The organism is Shimia sp. R9_1, from assembly GCF_017743775.1.
GTDB lineage: Bacteria > Pseudomonadota > Alphaproteobacteria > Rhodobacterales > Rhodobacteraceae > Shimia.
This window is the reverse complement of the sequence record NZ_JAGHRN010000002.1, coordinates 522,069-539,698: the sequence shown is the minus strand read 5'-3', so window position 1 is coordinate 539,698 and position 17,630 is coordinate 522,069. Positions and strand designations below refer to the sequence as shown.

Here is a 17,630-nt window from a genome sequence, read left to right as displayed (position 1 = left end):
AGCTCGCAACACAAACAGTAAACAAACAAGCAATGAACCGCGCGATCATACCGCCTCCACAAACTCCCCCTGAGCCATATCGATGACCTAAGGCGGAAATAGGGCATGCGCATGACATGCCCTGTTTGCGGAGCATTATGGCGATATCAGCGCAGGATGGGAATCTCCGGTGCACGTTTACCCGGCTCGGTGAGCGCGCGCGGCTGCGGACCACCGGTTGCCCAGTCCAAAAGCTCTACCGTATGCACAATCGGCACCTCGGTCGCAGATCCAATTTGCATCATGCACCCAATATTGCCCGCTGCGATAATACCGGGATTTTTGGCCTCTAGCGTCCGCACTTTGCGCTCTTTCAACTTTCCGGAGATCTCCGGCTGCATCAGGTTGTAAGTGCCTGCCGAGCCACAGCACAAGTGACTATCCGCCGGCTCAACAACCGTGTAGCCCGCCTTTTTGAGCAGGTCTTTGGGGAAGGTTTTGATCTGCTGACCATGTTGCAGCGAACATGCAGCATGATAGGCCACCACGGTTTGCTTATCATCGCCTTGTGGCAAATCGAGCTTCATCAATACCTCAGACACATCCATCGCAATCCCACTCACGCGAACAGCATCCGCCGCCAGCGCGTCATTGCGGAACATATGGCCATAGTCCTTCACCGTCGTGCCACATCCAGACGTGTTGATCACAATCGCATCCAGCCCCTCGCCATCCATCTCCGCACACCAGGCTTTGATGTTCTTGGCCGCAGTCGCATGGCTTTCTTTGGTTTTGCCCATGTGATGGGTCAGAGCACCGCAACAGCCCGCCCCCTCGGCCACCACAACTTCGCAGCCCAGCCGCGTCAGAAGACGAATTGTTGCATCATTGATATCGGTGTTCAGCGCCTTCTGCGCACATCCCGTCATAAGGGCGACCCGCATCTTTTTGTCAGCCATCGGAGCAAAGCTCTGTGGATCGTCATTCCGGCTAACCGGCGGAATTGATTTGGGCGCCATATCCAGCATCGCACGCAAGCGCGCATCCGGCATCAGAAACCGGAAAGGGCGGCCCAATTTAGCCCCAAGCAGCGCCAGCCGGAACCGCATCGGGTAAGGTAGGATTTGCGCAAGAATCCAGCGCAAGGCTCGGTCACTAAAGGGGCGCTTGTAGTTGTTTTCGATATACTCACGGGCATGATCCACCAGATGCATATAATGCACGCCACTGGGACAGGTGGTCATACATGCCAGGCAGCTCAGACAGCGGTCTACATGTTTGACCGTCTTTTCATCCGGCACACGCTCGTTTTCCAGCATGTCTTTGATCTGGTAAATCCGTCCGCGCGGGCTGTCGAGTTCATCGCCAAGCACCTGATAAGTCGGGCAAGTCGCAGTGCAGAAACCACAATGCACGCAGGCGCGCAAAATTTCATTGGCCCGCTGTGTTCCAGGATCTTTAAGCTGGTCTTCGGTGAATGTCGTTTGCATTTGCCTATTCCGGTCGTTCTGGCGTGTGCCACGTTGTGTTGGAGGGATGGCTCTCGAGCTCTTCTGGAAGCTCTTCTGGGCGGGGTGGACGCACATGGGGCAGCAAGTGAGGCTCGCAGGCACCGATTTTGCGGTAGTTCCTGCGCCCATCCTCCAAGCTCAGATTATTGGCGCCACCACCGTCAAATTCTGGTGTTTGATCGGGATCGTCTTCCCAAAAGCACACACCACAGATTTCGTATCCGCCGCGTTCCCGTATGGTGAGACAGCCACAGCAGTTGCAAGGCAAATGTGGCTCAGGACGTGCCGCTCGCCGTGCCCTCCAACGCCGAACCTGCCTGCGCTTGCCTTTTGTGCTCATCCCATCAGCCCTGGGTTCAAGATCCCACGGGGATCAAATTTTTTACGAAGCCCCGCGCTCAAGTTGGCCAATGCGGCAGACTCGGGGTGGAACACGGGCACCCGTGCGCGCGTCGCCTCAGCCGCGCGGATCAGTGTGGCGTGACCTTGACCAACGGCTGCGCGCACATCCGAACCTTCGGACACTTGCACCCAAATCAAACCGCCGCCCCAATCGTAAAGCACCTGCGCCTCCGGTTGACTCTGCTTGATAGCTACAACGACACCCGGCCCGTCAGTGGGTTTCACAGAGAGGCGCCACACATCACCGGTTCCGCCCTGAAACAGCGCCACATCGCGCACCCAGGACCAACCTGCAGAAACTTTTTCCGCATCGCGCTCAACAACAACTTCTGCGCCAAAATCCGCAAGCAGCGCCGTCAGTTTCTCGGCACGATAGGCCACAGAGGCTTCCAGCCCTTCGATGCGGATCATCGTAACAGGTGTGCCATCTACACCCACAGGGGCATGTGCCGCACCGCTAACATCGTAAGGAGAGCCCAACGCCGCGCTCATTGCCTTTACCGCTTGGTGATCATCCAAACCATGTAGCAGCACACAGCCGACCGCTTCAGACACCGCTTGGACCTTTAGGCTGACTTCGCTGAGCACACCCAAAGTCCCCCAGCTCCCCCCCATCAGCTTCACCAAATCATAGCCAGTGACGTTTTTCATCACGCGACCACCATTCTTCAAGACGCGCCCTGCCCCATCCACAAAACGCACACCCAACAGGCTGTCGCGACAGGCACCTGCCTGAATACGCCTTGGGCCACTCACGTTTGCGGCGACCGCCCCTCCAATTGTGGGAATACCATTAGTACCCAACAGGCCGCGATGGTCCATCGGCTCAAAGGCCAAGCGTTGCCCTTCCGCCGCCAAGGTCGCTTCGATCTCCGCTATTGGCGTTCCAGCTCCGGCAACAATCGTCAGCGCACCCGGCTCATAAAGCGTCACGCCGGAAAGCGCGGAAGTCGACAACACTGTCGCGTCGCTTGGCGCACCGATCGCGCGCGTGCCCCCGCCCTGTATGCGCAACGCCGTTTGCGCGCCCGCCACCATCTCTGCCAATTCAGCTTCATTTGCAGGTGTCATCATAGTCTTACTGGTCCAAAATATCCTGGGGTGAAGCCAAAACTGGCTGTGGCAGAGGGGCAAAGCCCCTGATTTGCCTGAGATTATTCAGCCGCCATGCGACGCGGCTCGCTCGCAGCCAACGGAAAGACCTTCGCGGGATTCAAAAGCCACTTAGGGTCAAACACATCTTTCACAGCCATCTGGATATCCAGATCTTCCGGCGCATATTGATCCACCATCAGATCGCGCTTCTCGATACCCACGCCATGCTCACCTGTGAGACATCCCCCAACTTCAACACACAGTCGCAAAATGTCAGCCCCGAAGGCTTCACATTTCTCTAGGTCGCCCGGCTTGTTGGCATCAAATAGAATGAGCGGGTGCATGTTCCCGTCCCCGGCGTGGAACACATTGCCCACATCAAGTCCGTAGTCTTTGCTCAGCTCCCCAATTCTGCGGAGCACATAAGGAAGTTGGCTCACGGGAATGGTGCCATCCAAGCACATGTAGTCGTTGATCTGCCCCATCGCCCCAAAGGCCGACTTACGCCCCAGCCAAATCCGCGCGCTCTCTTCCGCGCTTGTACTTTCGCGCAGTTCCACTGGATTATGTGTCCGGGCGATCGCCAGAATACGTTCAAGCTGGGCTTCGATTTCCTGATCGGAGCCTTCTACCTCGACAATCAGCAGCGCCTCACAGTCTGGATAGCCTGCTCCGGCAAATGCCTCTGTGGCGCGGATACAGGGGCGATCCATAAACTCAATGGCCACCGGCAGAATGCCCGACTTGATAATGTCGCTCACGCATTGGCCTGCGACCTCATTGCTATCAAATCCCATAAGGACAGGTCTTGCGCCTTCCGGCTTGTGCAAAATACGCAATGTGGCTTCGGTTACGACACCAAGCTGACCCTCACTGCCGCAAATCACACCCAGCAGATCCAAGCCGCCAGCGTCTAAATGGGCACCTCCAATCTCGACAACCTCGCCCTCCATGGTCACCATGGTGACGCCCATCAAATTGTTCGTTGTCACGCCGTACTTCAGGCAATGGGCACCGCCGGAATTCATCGCAATATTGCCCGCAATGGCGCAAGCCAGTTGGCTGGAAGGATCTGGTGCGTAAAAGAAGCCGTCCTCTTCCACCGCACCAGAAACGCTCAGGTTGGTGCGGCCAGTTTGCACGCGGATGAAGCGATTTTCATAATCTGTTTCAAGAACTTCGGTCATCCGGGCCACGCCCAGAATAATCGAATCTGCGGTTGGCATTGATCCACCCGCAAGCGAGGTGCCTGCGCCCCGTGGCACCACTGGCACATCTTCTTCGTGACAGACCTTTAGAACCGCCACCACTTCTTCCGTGGAGGCAGGAAGAACCGCAGCAAGCGGCGGGCACCGATAGGCGGTGAGCGCGTCGCACTCATAGGCCCGCGTTTCAGCCTCATCAGAGATGACAGCATCTGCCGGAAGCACTTCCTGAAGCCGGGCAACAATGCGCGCCTTCTTCGCAAGAACCTCAGGGTTAGGGGTTGGCATGTCCATGGCTGACCTCCGCAATAATTGGTAAATTAATATAACCAATATTGCAGACTGGCAAGAGCTAAGCGATGACGCTACTGTACAGACATGACTTTCACACAGCTCGCCAACCAGTTTTCACCCCTCGATTTCATTGCTGTTGCAGCGAGCCTTCTGACTTGGCTCGCCACCACGCATCTTATTGAAAATCCGCCCAAAAACAGACCATCCGTGTCCCGATTGATGGCGTTTTATCGAAGGGAATGGATGGTTCATTATGTGGAACGAAGCGCCCGCATTTTTGATGCACAGATCATGGGTAACCTGCGCCAGAGCACGGCGTTCTTTGCCTCTTCATCAATGATCGCCATTGGCGGTTTGGTGGCTTTGATCGGGAATACTGACCAAATTGCCGGCCTCACACAGGATCTGGCACAGAAAGCTGATTCCACCTCTGTCCTGGAAATCAAACTGATGTTGGTCCTGCTATTCGTTGGCAACGCATTCCTGAAATTTGTCTGGTCTCACAGGCTCTTCGGCTATTGCTCTGTACTGATGGGGGCAGTGCCAAATGACAAAGACCATCCCGCAGCGATGTCTCGGGCCCACAAGGCTGCGGATGTGAACATCACAGCAGCGCGCAGCTTCAACCGGGGGATTCGAGCCATCTATTTTGGATTGGCTTCCGCAGCCTGGCTTTTGGGCCCAATCATGTTGCTTGTTGGCATTTCCGTTACGGTGATCGTGCTGGGGCGGCGTGAATTTGCCTCTCAGTCCCGCGCCGCCCTGCTGCGTGATCCCCGCTAAATAACCCGCCAAAACACCGTCGGTATAACGTCGGTATCGCGGCTGTATCACGACGTTATAGCGGGTGTGCATTGTCGGTCTTTTTAAAGCGGAACAAACCGCACAAAGCCGTGCCCCATCAGACCCGATGATAAGGTGCGCCGGCCAAAATGCTTGCAGCGCGGTAGAGCTGTTCACTCAGCATCACGCGCGCCAGCATATGTGGCCAAACCATTTTACCAAAACTGAGCTTGGCATCTGCGCGCGCGCGCAGCGCGGGAGCAATGCCATCCGCGCCGCCGATCACAAAAGCCAGATCTCCCCGCCCATCATCGCGCCAGCCACCGAGCATGTTCGCAAAATCCGGGCTGCTCATCAGCTTGCCACGCTCATCCAGCGCGCAGATCACAGCCCCTTTGGGGATGACACCTTCAAGAAGCCCTGCTTCGGTCGAGATCCCGCCGCCTTTGCGGTCTTCAACTTCATGCACCGTAACCGGACCAAGCCCAAGGGCGCGTCCGGAGCGGTCAAACCGTGTCAGATAATCATCAAGAAGGTCGCGCTCAGGGCCAGACCGCAGCCGACCCACGGCGCAGATGTGCACTTTGAGTGCCATGCCGCTGCCTTGTGCTGTGGCGACGCAGCGCTAAGCGCACACGCCGCGCAGACTTATGCGGAGCCGCCAGGCACCCACATTTTTTCCAGCTGATAGAATTCGCGCACTTCCGGACGGAAGATATGCACGATCACATCGCCGGTATCCACAAGCACCCAGTCACCGGAATCCTTGCCTTCAACTTTGGCGCTGCGGCCAAACTCATGCTTGAGCCGTTCGACAAGTTTCTCAGCGAGGGCCACAACCTGACGCGAGGAGCGCCCGGAGCAGATCACCATGTAATCGCCAATCGACGTCTTGCCGCGCAGATCGATCTGCACAACGTCTTCGGCTTTGTCTTCGCTAAGAGAGGTGAGAATGCGGGCAAGCAGATCCTCGCTTGTCGCACCCGAGGCGCCCGATGTCAGAACGGGTCCGGTATCAGCAGCATTTGCCACGTCAGTGTTCAAAGACAGAAGTCTGCCCTCCTTGCAACGCACCGCAAAGCCCCGGTGCCGGGCGTAAATTCAAGATAGCACCGGTTGGACTCATTCTCAACGAAAGGCAAGCAAGATTTGGCGCGCATGGACCAATTGGCGCAGAAACGCTGCGGTTTCGGGAAGTTTTCTGGGAAAATCAGCCGGTGAGGGAGGGGGCCAGCCCCCAGCTTGCGCGTTGCGCAAGCTTCCCCCGGGATACTTTAAGAATGAGAAGCTGGATTGGCGAGATCCCCATCTGCCGTGCTATCTTACAACAGTCGCACCTCACGTTGAGGGAAGGGAAGCGAAATGCCGTGCTCTTTGAAGGCATCCCAGAGCGCGAGATAGACATTGCCGCGAATATTGGTCAGCCCGCCGGTGGGGTCCTTGATCCAAAACCGCAAAATGTAATCCACACTGCTGTCCCCAAAACCCACGATGTGGCACACAGGGGTGTTGGGATAGGTCAGCACGCGACCCACGGATTTGGCTGCTTCCACAGCCACTTTGCGCACCAGATGCGGATCATCGCCATAGGCGGTGCCAAAATAGATATCGAGCCGCACAAATGTGTCAGAATGGGACCAGTTCACCACCTGATTGGTGATCAAATCCTCGTTGGGGATGAGAAATTCTCGTCCATCGCGGGTGACCACACTCACATAGCGCGCACCCAGAGAGTTGATCCAACCGAAGGTTTCCCCCAGCGAGATCACGTCGCCGGGCTTGATGGATTTGTCCATCAGGATGATGAGGCCTGAGACGAGATTGGACACCACTTTTTGCAGGCCAAAACCCAGACCAACACCGACAAACCCGGTGAGAAAGGCAAGGCCACGCAGATCAAAGCCGATGATTCTCAGCCCAACAAAGAAGGCCGCAGTATAAAGAAAGACCTGCAATAGCTTGCCAAACAGCACACGCATGGAGGGGGAGATGTCTTCGCTGCGGCTCAGCCGGCTGTCCACCTGACGCGCAGCAAGGCGGGCCAGCACAAAGGTTGCGGCCAACATCAGGATCGCCTGCGCCATCATCCAAAGAGACACGCGGGTTTCACCAAAGGTGAGCGACATGCTGTCCATCAGCTCAACCGCATCATCGCGCAGGCCTGTCAGGATGAGCGTCACCCAGATCCAAGCGCCATATCGCAAAACCGCCCGCAGTGTGGTGTTGTGCACAACCCGCAAAACCACCACCACAAACAGGAAGGCAAGTGCCAGATTGGCGAGCTCGACCAAGAGATAAGACCGGCTTGGCCATGTCACCGCGCGCATCACCCAAACCGTGAACCAGATCAAAATAGTGAAGAAGATCAGCGCCATACGGCGATGCACCATCATGGCGTAGCGATAGCGCCATTTGGGCCAGCCTTCGCGTGTCTTGAGCCAGTCATAGAGTCTGGGTTTGAAGATCATCGCCAAAGCCGCTGCGATCACCATCAAGATCAAGGTGATCAACACCTGATAGGCCGCCCAGGGCCGTAACAGGGTTTCGGCAAAAGCCACCACCTGATCCCAGATGCCCAAGGCAATTTCCGTGGTCTCGGCTGCGTCGCCGCTTTGGCTGATGGTTTCGGGATGGTGCACGGCGCGATCTGCTGCCGCGATGCGATCCAATTCGGAAGGCGCTGCGCTGTCAGTCGGGCCTGAGATGGTCTCTTCTTCCATAAAACCAGTCTTGCACGCCAAACCGCTTGCAGCAACGCGCAGACTGCACAGCGCATCCTTGGGCGGCTTCTGCTTGAAGGAATCTTTTGGCAGGTATAGATGGGTGGCATGAAACGCATCTATGACATCGACGACCGCGCCTTTTTGCCTTGGCGTTTCTTTGGTCAGTCCAAATCCGTCATCGCCGCCCTATGAAGGTGCGGCGTGCGTTTGCGCGCCTGTTTGACAGCCAAAGTTTCAGCTACACAATCAGAATGGAGAGGACCCATGTCCCCCAAAACGCTTTATGACAAGATCTGGGATGCCCATGTGGCACACGAAGCCGAAGACGGCACCAGCTTGCTTTATATTGACCGTCACCTCGTTCACGAAGTGACCAGCCCGCAGGCCTTTGAGGGCTTGCGCATGACCGGCCGCAAAGTGCGTGCACCGGAGAAAACCATCGCTGTGCCGGATCACAACGTGCCAACCACCAAGGGACGTGAAAACCCGGAACAGATGACCGAGGAAAGCCGCATTCAGGTGGCCGCGCTCGACAAGAACGCCAAGGAATTTGGCGTGCACTACTATCCGGTGTCTGACGTGCGTCAGGGCATCGTGCACATCGTTGGCCCGGAAAACGGCTGGACCCTGCCGGGCATGACCGTGGTTTGCGGCGACAGCCACACCGCGACCCACGGCGCATTTGGGTCGCTGGCCCATGGTATCGGTACATCCGAGGTGGAGCACGTGCTGGCCACCCAGACGCTGATCCAGAAAAAGTCCAAGAACATGAAGGTGGAGATCACCGGCAAGCTGAACCCGGGCGTGACCGCCAAGGACGTGACGCTGGCCATCATCGGCGCCACAGGCACCGGCGGTGGCACCGGCTATGTGATCGAATACTGTGGGGAGGCGATCCAGTCGCTGTCCATGGAAGGCCGCATGACCGTCTGTAACATGGCGATTGAAGGCGGCGCACGTGCTGGCCTGATCGCTCCTGACCAGACCACCTTTGATTACTGCAAAGGCCGTCCGCACGCGCCAAAAGGCGCAGCATGGGAGCAGGCCGAGGCCTATTGGCGTACGCTCTACACCGATGAGGGTGCGCATTTTGACAAGGTCGTCACCCTGAAGGGCGAAGACATCCAGCCGGTTGTCACCTGGGGTACCAGCCCTGAGGATGTTCTGCCGATCACCGGTGTTGTGCCTGCACCTGAAGACTTTGAAGGCGGCAAGATTGAAGCGGCACGTCGCTCCATCGAGTACATGGGGCTGACCCCTGGCCAGAAGCTGACCGACATCGAGATCGACACAGTCTTCATCGGCTCCTGCACCAACGGTCGTATCGAAGACATGCGCGCCGTGGCTGAAGTGGTCAAAGGCAAGAAGATCAAAGAGGGCATGCGGGCGATGATCGTTCCGGGCTCCGGTCTTGTTCGGGCGCAGGCGGAAGAAGAAGGTCTGGCAGACATCTTCAAGGACGCCGGCTTTGAATGGCGTCTTGCGGGCTGCTCCATGTGTCTGGCGATGAACCCTGACCAGCTGTCGGAAAACGAACGCTGCGCCTCGACGTCCAACCGGAACTTCGAAGGCCGCCAGGGCTACAAAGGCCGCACACACCTTGTGTCGCCTGCCATGGCTGCTGCCGCTGCGATCACCGGCAAGCTGACGGACATCCGGGAACTGATGTAAGGCGGATCCTCTCATAGGCCTGTCGGGCGCTGCTTTGGCGCCCCACACGTCAGGGCTATGAGGGGCATCAACCCAGTTTCTTCAACCAGGCAACACGCAACGTCATGTTCACATCCTTTGATCCTATGGTGACCAACTGTGTAGGCGCGGCCCCTTTCTCTGGGCTGTCCGTGCCCCCATCTCAGTTGAAGCCGCGGCAGAATGTCGCGGCGCGCACCGCGCAGAGCACCCCGCTTTGCGCAGGAAAGGAGACTGAAAATGATCCGTGTTGTATTGCCGACTATCTTAGCTTTTGCCAGCCTGATGGGCCTCTGGGCCATCACCGCGACCGTGATTGCGTAACGCAAGCTGTCAAAGCTTATATCTCTATCGAACACCCGATGGTCGGCGCGACCGTTGGGTGTTCTCGTTTTTGAATCGCTCTGAAAGGACGATAGAATGAAAAAGTTCGAAACTTTCTCCGGTATCGCCGCGCCTATGCCGCTGGTGAACATCGACACAGACATGATCATCCCCAAGGTCTTCCTGAAGTCCATCGAACGCACGGGCTTTGGCAAGAACCTCTTTGATGAGATGCGCTACAACCGCGACGGCACAGAAATCCCAGATTTCGTGCTGAACAAACCACAATACCGCAGCGCGCAGATCCTAATCGCGGGTGACAACTTTGGCTGCGGTTCTTCGCGTGAACACGCGCCGTGGGCGCTGGACGATTTCGGCATCAAGGTGATTGTGTCCACTTCCTTTGCTGACATCTTCTTCAACAACAGCTTCAAGAACGGCATGCTGCCGATCGTTCTGCCACAAGAGCAGGTCGACGTGCTGATGGCCGACGCGGAGAAGGGTGAAAACGCCCGCATGACCGTGGATCTGGAAGCTCAGGAGATCACAACCTCGGATGGCGACGTGATCAAGTTCGAGGTGGATGCGTTCAAAAAGCACTGCCTGCTCAATGGTCTGGATGACATTGGTCTGACCATGGAGAAAGAAGCCTCGATCGACGCATATGAGGCCAAAGCGGGGGCGGAGCGCCCTTGGGTCTAACCCTTCGCTGACGCACTTCAGGCGCTGCCCCACCCGGGCGGCGCTTTTTTCTTGAGGGATGTGATGGATCTGACCAAGCGGTCATTTGAAACCGAACGTTTGCTGGTCCGCAGTTGCGAGCTGGAGGACGCAGCCGCCCTTGTGCAGCTAATGACACCCTCGATCAGCCAGTGGGTGGCCGCATGGCCAACATCACTGACTGCTGAGGACGCGCGTGCGCTTCTGAAGGGCGCCATTGAGGCCTCAAAGTCAGGCAGCACTTTCGCGTCTGTCGTGATCGATAAGGAAACCTGCGCGCTTATTGGCTGGCTCAAGATCGACCTTTCCAACGCCTCTCAAAAGACGGGCGCCAAATTCGGGGAATTTGGCTATTGGATTGGCGAAGCCTACCAACGACAAGGTTATGCGCTTGAAGTGTCACGCGGCGCGCTGGACTTCGGGTTTGGCACTCTCGGGCTGGATACAATGCGCGCGGGGGCGCAGGTGCAAAACCACGCCTCCCTCAGACTTCTTGAGAAACTTGGCATGGAGCCCGTTGGCGTTGAACACGTCTGGGCCCCCGCCAGACAACGCCACGAAGAGTGCGCGTTTTGGCAGCTGAAGAACCCAAGCATCCCATGGGTTGACTGAACGACTAAGGCGGCTCTCGCCAAAGCTGATAGCGCAAACCGCAATTGCGGCACAATTGTGGCAACCCCTCCCGCGCGAAAATATCTCTGTTGATTCTCAGTGCGTTATCCGACGCCAGAGTAGCCTATCCGACGAACTGCGCCAAAACACCGCCTTTTAAGGCCGTTATTGATGCATTCGGGCATCACATGGCCCTGAGCACCGACCAATCTTAATCATTTCTCAAACAAATCCTTGAGCCGCGCCAAATTCCGGCGTCAAATTGTGGCGGAAATGGGGCAAACCGCCATTAAGTGCGGATAAAGACGGGATAAGTTCGCGGCAATGTATCGCGGCGTCCGGTTGAAGGGTACTACGGCAGTGATAGGCAGAATAATAGGAGCGGGCACACGCGCAGGCTTGGTTGCGTTGCTGTTTGCTTTGCCAGCGATAATCTTACCATCGATCAGCTCTGACGCGGTTCAGATCATGATGCTCTTTGCGTTGTTTTCTGGCTGCCTTGTGTTCATCGAATATGTATCCAGCGCGCCCTCCATCATTGAGTTTCGCTATGCACCGCCATTTAACAGGCTCCGTTTCCTGGCGATCTTCTTCACAGTTTTTGCACTCTCTGTGATTGCCCGTGGCGAAGTCGCCCCGAATGCATTCACCGCCTTTCTGCACGCTCTTGGGATCATTGTGGGCGACGCAATTGATTTCCCATATTCGCCAGTGCGACTGATGGTGATCATGCTGCCAAACAATGCCTCAGCGGAATTGGTGCATCAGGTCCGCACTGCGTCAGGCCTGTCTTACCTGATCTCACTGATCACTTTGGTGGTGTTCTTCTTCTATCTGCGCATTCTGGGATGGCCCGCGCGCAATGGCGCCTTCAACGTCTGGGTCAACCTGCCATTGTTCGACCCGACAGCGGGCGGAGATGTGATGCCCCGTTTGCAACGCGATGGCCGCCTTAACATTGCGTTAGGGTTTCTTATGCCATTCTTAATTCCGGCGATCATTCAGATGATGTCGGATTTGATTGACCCGATTTATCTGAGCGACCCAAAGACAATGATCTGGACAATCAGCGCATGGGCATTTGTACCCGCCAGCATGATCATGCGCGGCATGGCCATGACCCGTGTTGCGACCTTGATCAACGAGAACCGCCGTCGCGCTTATGCGGCCTCTCGCAGCGCGCACGCACAGCAATCTCAGGTTTCCTCCACCGCCTGATCCAAACACTTTGGATAATCGGCCTGTTGTGCACCCCAGTCTGGGGTGAAACCATTCGTGTTGCGACCTATGACGTGGAGCTTTCGCGCAAAGGCCCCGGCCTCATGCTACGCGACATTCTGCGCAACGACGATCAAACGCAGGCCATCACCCAAGTGGTCGCACACATCGCACCAGATATCCTGTTTCTGCAAGGCGTGGATTATGATGCGGACCTGCTGGGACTAAAGGCGCTGCGCGATCGCTTTACCGAGGCGGGCCTGACCTATCCCCACCTCTTTGCGCTCAAGCCAAACACCGGCATACCCACGGGGTTGGACATGAACGGTGATGGCTATCTGCACGATGCAGAGGACGCACAGGGATTTGGACTGTTTCAGGGGGCATCAGGCATGGCTGTCCTCTCGCGCTGGCCCTTTGGAGAGGTGCGAGATTTCAGTGAGCTTTTGTGGCATGACTTGCCAGAGGCACAACTGCCAAGAGTGGACGATAGCCCGTTTCCTTCGCAGGAGGCGCAGGCGATCCAACGGCTTTCCACCGTTGGTCACTGGTCACTGCAGGTGACACCGCCAAACGGCACGCTCGCGCTGATGCTCTTTGCTGCCGGACCACCAGTCTTTGATGGGCCGGAAGATCGAAACGGGCTGCGCAATGCCGATGAAGTCCGTCTGTGGCACCATCTGTTGGATGGAAAGCTCGGCCCTGCCCCTAAGCCCCCTTTCGTCATCATGGGCGGCGCAAACCTTGATCCGCACTCTGGAGAGGGGCGGCGCCATGTAATTACAGACTTGCTTGCGGATCCCCGACTGCAAGACCCGCTTTCAGATGCTGGCCCAACCGTTGACTGGAAGGAACCGATACCCGGAGACCTGCGGGTCGACTACCTCCTGCCTTCGGCAAACATCACAGTGGAGCGCGCAGGTGTGTTCTGGCCCAAACCACCTGATCCGGACGCTGCGCTTCTGGAACACAAGACCACACCGGCCAGCCGTCACCATATCGTTTGGGCCAACATCCGATATTGATCGGTTTCTCAAGCATTCCAGCGCATTCAAGCCCCTTGTTTCTTGATCTTTTGCGCCTGTCTCGCTAACCCGTAGCGAACCCAAAGGATCAAGGACGACACCCATGAGCAACCCTTCGCTTCTCATCCTCGCCGGCGACGGCATCGGCCCCGAAGTCATGACCGAAGTACAGCGCGTTATCGGCTGGTTTGGCGACAAGCGCGGTCTGAAATTTGACGTGAGCGAAGACCTCGTGGGCGGCGCAGCATACGACAAACACGGTGTACCGCTGCATGACGACACCATGGCGAAAGCCCAAGAGGTGGACGCGGTACTGCTGGGTGCTGTGGGCGGCCCGAAATACGACGATTTGGACTTCTCCGTAAAGCCGGAGCGCGGCCTGCTGCGTCTGCGCAAAGAGATGGACCTCTTCGCCAACCTGCGCCCGGCACAGTGTTTTGACGCGCTGGCAGACTTCTCCTCGCTGAAGACCGACATCGTGTCCGGCCTGGACATCATGATCGTGCGCGAGCTGACCGGCGGTGTGTACTTTGGCGAGCCACGCGGCATCTTTGAAGAAGGTAACGAGCGTGTGGGCATCAACACCCAGCGTTACACCGAAAGCGAAATCGAGCGTGGCGCGCGCGCAGCGTTTGAGCTGGCGATGGTGCGCGACAAGCGTCTGTGCTCCATGGAAAAAGCCAACGTGATGGAAAGCGGCATCCTGTGGCGCGAAGTGGTGAACGAAGTTGCCAAAGACTACCCAGAGGTAGAACTGTCCCACATGTATGCCGACAACGGCGCAATGCAGCTGGTGCGCGCGCCCAAACAGTTTGATGTGATCTACACCGACAACCTGTTTGGCGACATCCTGTCTGACTGTGCGGCGATGCTGACCGGCTCTCTGGGTATGCTGCCCTCTGCGTCCCTTGGCGCACCGATGGCCAATGGCCGCCCGAAAGCGCTCTATGAGCCGGTACACGGCTCCGCACCGGACATCGCGGGCCAAGGCAAAGCGAACCCATGCGCCTGTGTGCTCTCCTTCGCGATGGCGCTGCGCTATTCCTTCAATGAAGGTGCCGAAGCGGATCGTCTGGAAGCCGCTGTTGAGAAAGTTCTGGCAGACGGCGTGCGCACCGCAGATCTGATGCAGTCCGAAGGTGAGACACCGGTCTCCACCTCCGAGATGGGCGACGCCCTGCTCGCGGCCCTGGACGCCAGCCTCTGATCGCGGGCTTTCATAACCAAAACAAAAGGCGCCTCATCGGGCGCCTTTTTCTTTGAGCGTTTGCTTATTGCAACGCGGGTCGCGGGTTCTTTTGCGCGTGGCTGTAAATCGAGCGGACGCTCCACTCCACGGAATTGCGCATTGTGCGCCCGAGGGCTGTGTCAAACGCCAGAATGACATCCTCGATCTCATCACTAGCCGTCTGCACCACAGCTTCAAACGACTTTGAGTCGATGATCTGGTTGTTAAACGAGTCCACAATTTTCAGGTTTAGGCGCACATCGATCTTGAGGGCTTCGGTGCCTTCAACCTCAACAACGGGCAGTCGCGCCTGAAATTCGCGCAGGTCGGTTACAATCACATAGTCCGGGCGCAAGCCAACGCTTGAACGGCCAACCGAGCGGACTTTGCCACTGTTTTCATAGCTTTCCACCAGCAAGTTCTGCACAATCACCGGTGCGCGGTCGACCCAGCGGGCACGGGGCAAATATTCGATCTGATAAGGTGTCGGCTGCACCGCAATCTGATCGGTGTTCACCGCAGACGAAGCTGTCGGTTCTTCCACGACGATTTGCTGGCGAATACGCGGCAGCCCAGAGGCAAAGGTGCTTTTGGGTGTCAGCGTATAAAGGTCAGTTGGTGTCGTGGCACGATTAAGGGTCTCAATCCCGGTGCACCCAGAAAGCGCCACCGCGCCTAGCATCATGCCTACCCATACCAGTCGCATCATCGACGAAACTCCGATCCTTGAGTGCCCAGAAGGAACCGAGCTGGATCACGCCTGATCAGCTCAACCAACCGGTCCATGTTGTTTATGAGAAACCGCGCTTCTTCCACGAAACGGGTGGCCTGCGGCAGACCGATGCGGAAGAACTCCGTCACCTGACGCTCGTTTTGCGCAACGATACCGTCCAGACGGCCCAACAGGGCTGAGGCGGATTGCGAGGCGGCAAGCACCTCATCGGCGGCGCGGTCAATGTCGTCTGTCACACCATTGACCGTGCCGGACACGGCGGAAACAGCGCCGCTGATATTTGTGAGAATGCCAGAGATCTCTTCATCGAGAATGCGGTTCACACCGGTGAATGTCTCCCGGGCGGTGCCCAGTGTATCATCCGCTGTTTCCATCGCTTCAGTGATTGCGGCAAGTGTCACATTGGAGCGTGCAAATGTGTCTGTGGCCGCAAGCAGCGCCGCACTGCCCTGCTCTGACAATGTATCGAGATCACCGGCGGCCCCCACCGCAAGCGCGTCGATGTTGCCAATCATCGTGTTGGCAGATTTTGCCGCCGCGCTGATATCGGCAACGAGATCAGGGAGTTCTGTGTCCACAGTTGTTCGAATGATATCGAGCGCATCACGCGCGCTGGTCGCTGCCGCGCGCGCCTCGGCGACAAAGGCGGCCCCGTCCCCTTCAACCAAAGTTGTGACGCTGTCTGCGGTTGCATCAACCGAGCGCAGCATTTCGTCTGACAAATCCAGCGCCTCATCCAGATTGGCCAAAGTCGACTGCGCCTGAGTTAGGCGTGCAGTGGCCTCGGCAATCAACAGAGCACCTTCTGTGGAAATCGAAGACACGCCGGTTTCAATCACAACCAATGTCTCATTGGCCTGATCCAACAGGGGCGGCAGCTTGGTGTCAGTCAGTGAACGCACCGAACTGAGCGTTTCCGTCGCCTCATTAGCAAGCGGTTTGATATCTGTGCTCAGCACCTCGTTGGCGGTATCTGAGGTCACACGCACAGAACTCAGCGTATCCCTTGCTGTGTTGGTCGCGGTCTCAAAGGCCGCAATCGCGCTTTCAGATTGATCGACCCGTGCCTTGATGCTGCTGCCCACTTCTTCGTAGCGGCTCATCAGGTTTGAGGCGTCTTGCCCCACCTGAGCCACCTGTGTTTCGAGTACTGAGGCGGTGTCCTGCACCTGCTGCACCAGTGCAGGAAGGCGTTCTTCAACCAGATTGCGTGCAGATTGCAGCGTGGCCAGCGCGGAAGGCTCAAGCACCGTAACAACGCCTTCAAGGGCGGCGGCAGCGTCCGCACCGCGGGTGATGAAATCACTCAACTGATCTTTCATCAGCGCATCCGCCGTGCCAAAGGCGCTTTCTGCGTTGCGCAATGTGCCTTCGGTGCGATCAGCGGCCACGCGAATGCTGCCAAGCGTTGTGGTGGCCTCTTCCAAGGTTTCCTCTGCCGTGTCCGAGAGTTGCTCAAGTCGACCAGTGAAGGCCGCAATCTCACGCGCGGCACTTCCTACATCCGTCGACAGGGTTTCAAACTCAGACAGCGTGCGATCAAGCCGCCCTGACGCGCTTGACAGGTTCTCAAGCAGCGATGTCACGGCCTCGGTGTTCTCATCACTCACGACCGATTGCAGCCGCTCCAGTAGCTCGATGGCCTTTCCCATCAGCTCCGGCGCGCTTTCCACAACGGATTGCAAAGCACTTGCTTCCGTTGGAATTTCGCCAAACTGGGGCAAGGCCTGCGCCTCGGGTGTGCCACCGGAAAGCGCCACAAAGCTCACCCCCGTCACGCCCTGCCCCTGAAGCTTCGCAATCGTGTCGGTCTTCACGGGGGTGTCCGCGCCAACTTCAATGCGCACGCGCACCCGCGAGGGATCTTCGTCGTCGAGCTCCAACATCACAACCTGCCCAACCGGCAAGCCATTATAGCGGACGCCGCCCGCCATCCCGAGGCCCGACACATTGTCAAAAAGAACGTCATAATATGCGTACTGCCGCTCCAGATCGACTTTGGCGAGCCAGAACACAAACAGGAAAGAGCCGATCAAACCGACCAGCGCGAACACCCCAATCAGGAGGTAGTTTGCCCGTGTCTCCATCT

At 57.3% G+C, this 17,630-nt stretch carries 16 protein-coding genes; 7 read left to right on the top strand and 9 right to left on the bottom strand.

The genetic code is table 11. The features are described 5' to 3' along the window. Window positions 1-146: 146 nt before the first annotated feature. The 4 genes from glcF to J7399_RS08930 all read right to left on the bottom strand — a co-directional run bounded on the left by glcF (window position 147) and on the right by J7399_RS08930 (window position 4,486). Window positions 147-1,469, bottom strand: coding sequence for a glycolate oxidase subunit GlcF (gene glcF, locus J7399_RS08945; protein ID WP_209085436.1), 1,323 nt, complete (start codon window positions 1,467-1,469; stop codon window positions 147-149). Between the two features lie 4 nt (window positions 1,470-1,473). Further along, window positions 1,474-1,830 (bottom strand): CPCC family cysteine-rich protein, encoded by a 357-nt coding sequence (locus tag J7399_RS08940; protein ID WP_209085433.1) that lies wholly within the window; start codon window positions 1,828-1,830, stop codon window positions 1,474-1,476. Then, complete coding sequence (locus J7399_RS08935; RefSeq protein ID WP_209086078.1) at window positions 1,827-2,963, bottom strand: FAD-binding protein; 1,137 nt, start codon at window positions 2,961-2,963, stop codon at window positions 1,827-1,829. Before J7399_RS08935 ends, J7399_RS08940 begins: the two co-directional genes overlap by 4 nt. An 83-nt stretch (window positions 2,964-3,046) precedes the next feature. Continuing rightward, a complete protein-coding gene (locus J7399_RS08930; RefSeq protein ID WP_209085431.1) occupies window positions 3,047-4,486 on the bottom strand; it encodes an FAD-linked oxidase C-terminal domain-containing protein in 1,440 nt (479 codons plus the stop codon). Between the two features lie 84 nt (window positions 4,487-4,570). On the opposite strand from J7399_RS08930, the gene J7399_RS08925 reads away from it, so the two are divergent. After that, window positions 4,571-5,269, top strand: coding sequence for a DUF599 domain-containing protein (locus tag J7399_RS08925; RefSeq protein ID WP_209085428.1), 699 nt, complete (start codon window positions 4,571-4,573; stop codon window positions 5,267-5,269). Window positions 5,270-5,387: 118 nt separating this feature from the next. Here the strand turns inward: J7399_RS08925 and rlmH are convergent, their stop codons facing one another. The 3 genes from rlmH to J7399_RS08910 all read right to left on the bottom strand — a co-directional run bounded on the left by rlmH (window position 5,388) and on the right by J7399_RS08910 (window position 7,989). Then, complete coding sequence (gene rlmH, locus J7399_RS08920) at window positions 5,388-5,864, bottom strand: 23S rRNA (pseudouridine(1915)-N(3))-methyltransferase RlmH (protein WP_209085425.1); 477 nt, start codon at window positions 5,862-5,864, stop codon at window positions 5,388-5,390. A 53-nt stretch (window positions 5,865-5,917) separates the two neighbouring features. Next, window positions 5,918-6,271, bottom strand: a complete 354-nt coding sequence (gene rsfS / locus J7399_RS08915; RefSeq protein WP_247742844.1) for a ribosome silencing factor — start codon at window positions 6,269-6,271, stop codon at window positions 5,918-5,920. Window positions 6,272-6,591: 320 nt separating this feature from the next. After that, window positions 6,592-7,989: a mechanosensitive ion channel domain-containing protein gene (locus J7399_RS08910; RefSeq protein ID WP_209085422.1), complete on the bottom strand. Its 1,398-nt coding sequence runs from the start codon at window positions 7,987-7,989 to the stop codon at window positions 6,592-6,594. Window positions 7,990-8,256: 267 nt separating this feature from the next. On the opposite strand from J7399_RS08910, the gene leuC reads away from it, so the two are divergent. The 6 genes from leuC to leuB all read left to right on the top strand — a co-directional run bounded on the left by leuC (window position 8,257) and on the right by leuB (window position 14,787). Then, window positions 8,257-9,663, top strand: coding sequence for a 3-isopropylmalate dehydratase large subunit (leuC, locus tag J7399_RS08905; protein ID WP_209058636.1), 1,407 nt, complete (start codon window positions 8,257-8,259; stop codon window positions 9,661-9,663). Between the two features lie 438 nt (window positions 9,664-10,101). Then, entirely contained in the window at window positions 10,102-10,707 is a 606-nt protein-coding gene (leuD, locus tag J7399_RS08900; RefSeq protein WP_209085421.1) for a 3-isopropylmalate dehydratase small subunit, read from the top strand. A 63-nt stretch (window positions 10,708-10,770) separates the two neighbouring features. After that, window positions 10,771-11,337, top strand: a complete 567-nt coding sequence (locus tag J7399_RS08895; RefSeq protein WP_209085420.1) for a GNAT family N-acetyltransferase — start codon at window positions 10,771-10,773, stop codon at window positions 11,335-11,337. Window positions 11,338-11,805: 468 nt separating this feature from the next. Then, window positions 11,806-12,555: a hypothetical protein gene (locus J7399_RS08890; RefSeq protein WP_348539448.1), complete on the top strand. Its 750-nt coding sequence runs from the start codon at window positions 11,806-11,808 to the stop codon at window positions 12,553-12,555. A 26-nt stretch (window positions 12,556-12,581) separates the two neighbouring features. After that, on the top strand, window positions 12,582-13,580 hold the full coding sequence (locus J7399_RS08885) for an endonuclease/exonuclease/phosphatase family protein (RefSeq protein ID WP_247742815.1): 999 nt from the start codon (window positions 12,582-12,584) through the stop codon (window positions 13,578-13,580). Between the two features lie 103 nt (window positions 13,581-13,683). After that, the gene (leuB, locus tag J7399_RS08880) at window positions 13,684-14,787 is read left to right on the top strand and encodes a 3-isopropylmalate dehydrogenase (RefSeq protein ID WP_209058627.1); all 1,104 of its coding nucleotides are present in this window, start codon (window positions 13,684-13,686) and stop codon (window positions 14,785-14,787) included. Between the two features lie 64 nt (window positions 14,788-14,851). Here leuB and J7399_RS08875 read toward each other — a convergent pair whose 3' ends face one another. Both J7399_RS08875 and J7399_RS08870 read right to left on the bottom strand, forming a co-directional pair. After that, a complete protein-coding gene (locus tag J7399_RS08875) occupies window positions 14,852-15,517 on the bottom strand; it encodes an ABC-type transport auxiliary lipoprotein family protein (RefSeq protein ID WP_209085419.1) in 666 nt (221 codons plus the stop codon). Next, on the bottom strand, window positions 15,514-17,628 hold the full coding sequence (locus J7399_RS08870) for an MlaD family protein (protein ID WP_209085418.1): 2,115 nt from the start codon (window positions 17,626-17,628) through the stop codon (window positions 15,514-15,516). The genes J7399_RS08875 and J7399_RS08870 overlap by 4 nt, the downstream gene beginning before the upstream one ends. Window positions 17,629-17,630 lie beyond the last annotated feature (2 nt).

Coding starts and splice junctions, on each gene's coding strand:
- glcF (WP_209085436.1), bottom strand. CDS start 1,469: ATGCAAACGACATTCACCGAAGACCAGCTTAAAGATCCTGGAACACAG.
- J7399_RS08940 (WP_209085433.1), bottom strand. CDS start 1,830: ATGAGCACAAAAGGCAAGCGCAGGCAGGTTCGGCGTTGGAGGGCACGG.
- J7399_RS08935 (WP_209086078.1), bottom strand. CDS start 2,963: ATGACACCTGCAAATGAAGCTGAATTGGCAGAGATGGTGGCGGGCGCG.
- J7399_RS08930 (WP_209085431.1), bottom strand. CDS start 4,486: ATGGACATGCCAACCCCTAACCCTGAGGTTCTTGCGAAGAAGGCGCGC.
- J7399_RS08925 (WP_209085428.1), top strand. CDS start 4,571: ATGACTTTCACACAGCTCGCCAACCAGTTTTCACCCCTCGATTTCATT.
- rlmH (WP_209085425.1), bottom strand. CDS start 5,864: ATGGCACTCAAAGTGCACATCTGCGCCGTGGGTCGGCTGCGGTCTGGC.
- J7399_RS08910 (WP_209085422.1), bottom strand. CDS start 7,989: ATGGAAGAAGAGACCATCTCAGGCCCGACTGACAGCGCAGCGCCTTCC.
- leuC (WP_209058636.1), top strand. CDS start 8,257: ATGTCCCCCAAAACGCTTTATGACAAGATCTGGGATGCCCATGTGGCA.
- leuD (WP_209085421.1), top strand. CDS start 10,102: ATGAAAAAGTTCGAAACTTTCTCCGGTATCGCCGCGCCTATGCCGCTG.
- J7399_RS08895 (WP_209085420.1), top strand. CDS start 10,771: ATGGATCTGACCAAGCGGTCATTTGAAACCGAACGTTTGCTGGTCCGC.
- J7399_RS08890 (WP_348539448.1), top strand. CDS start 11,806: ATGATGCTCTTTGCGTTGTTTTCTGGCTGCCTTGTGTTCATCGAATAT.
- leuB (WP_209058627.1), top strand. CDS start 13,684: ATGAGCAACCCTTCGCTTCTCATCCTCGCCGGCGACGGCATCGGCCCC.
- J7399_RS08875 (WP_209085419.1), bottom strand. CDS start 15,517: ATGATGCGACTGGTATGGGTAGGCATGATGCTAGGCGCGGTGGCGCTT.
- J7399_RS08870 (WP_209085418.1), bottom strand. CDS start 17,628: ATGGAGACACGGGCAAACTACCTCCTGATTGGGGTGTTCGCGCTGGTC.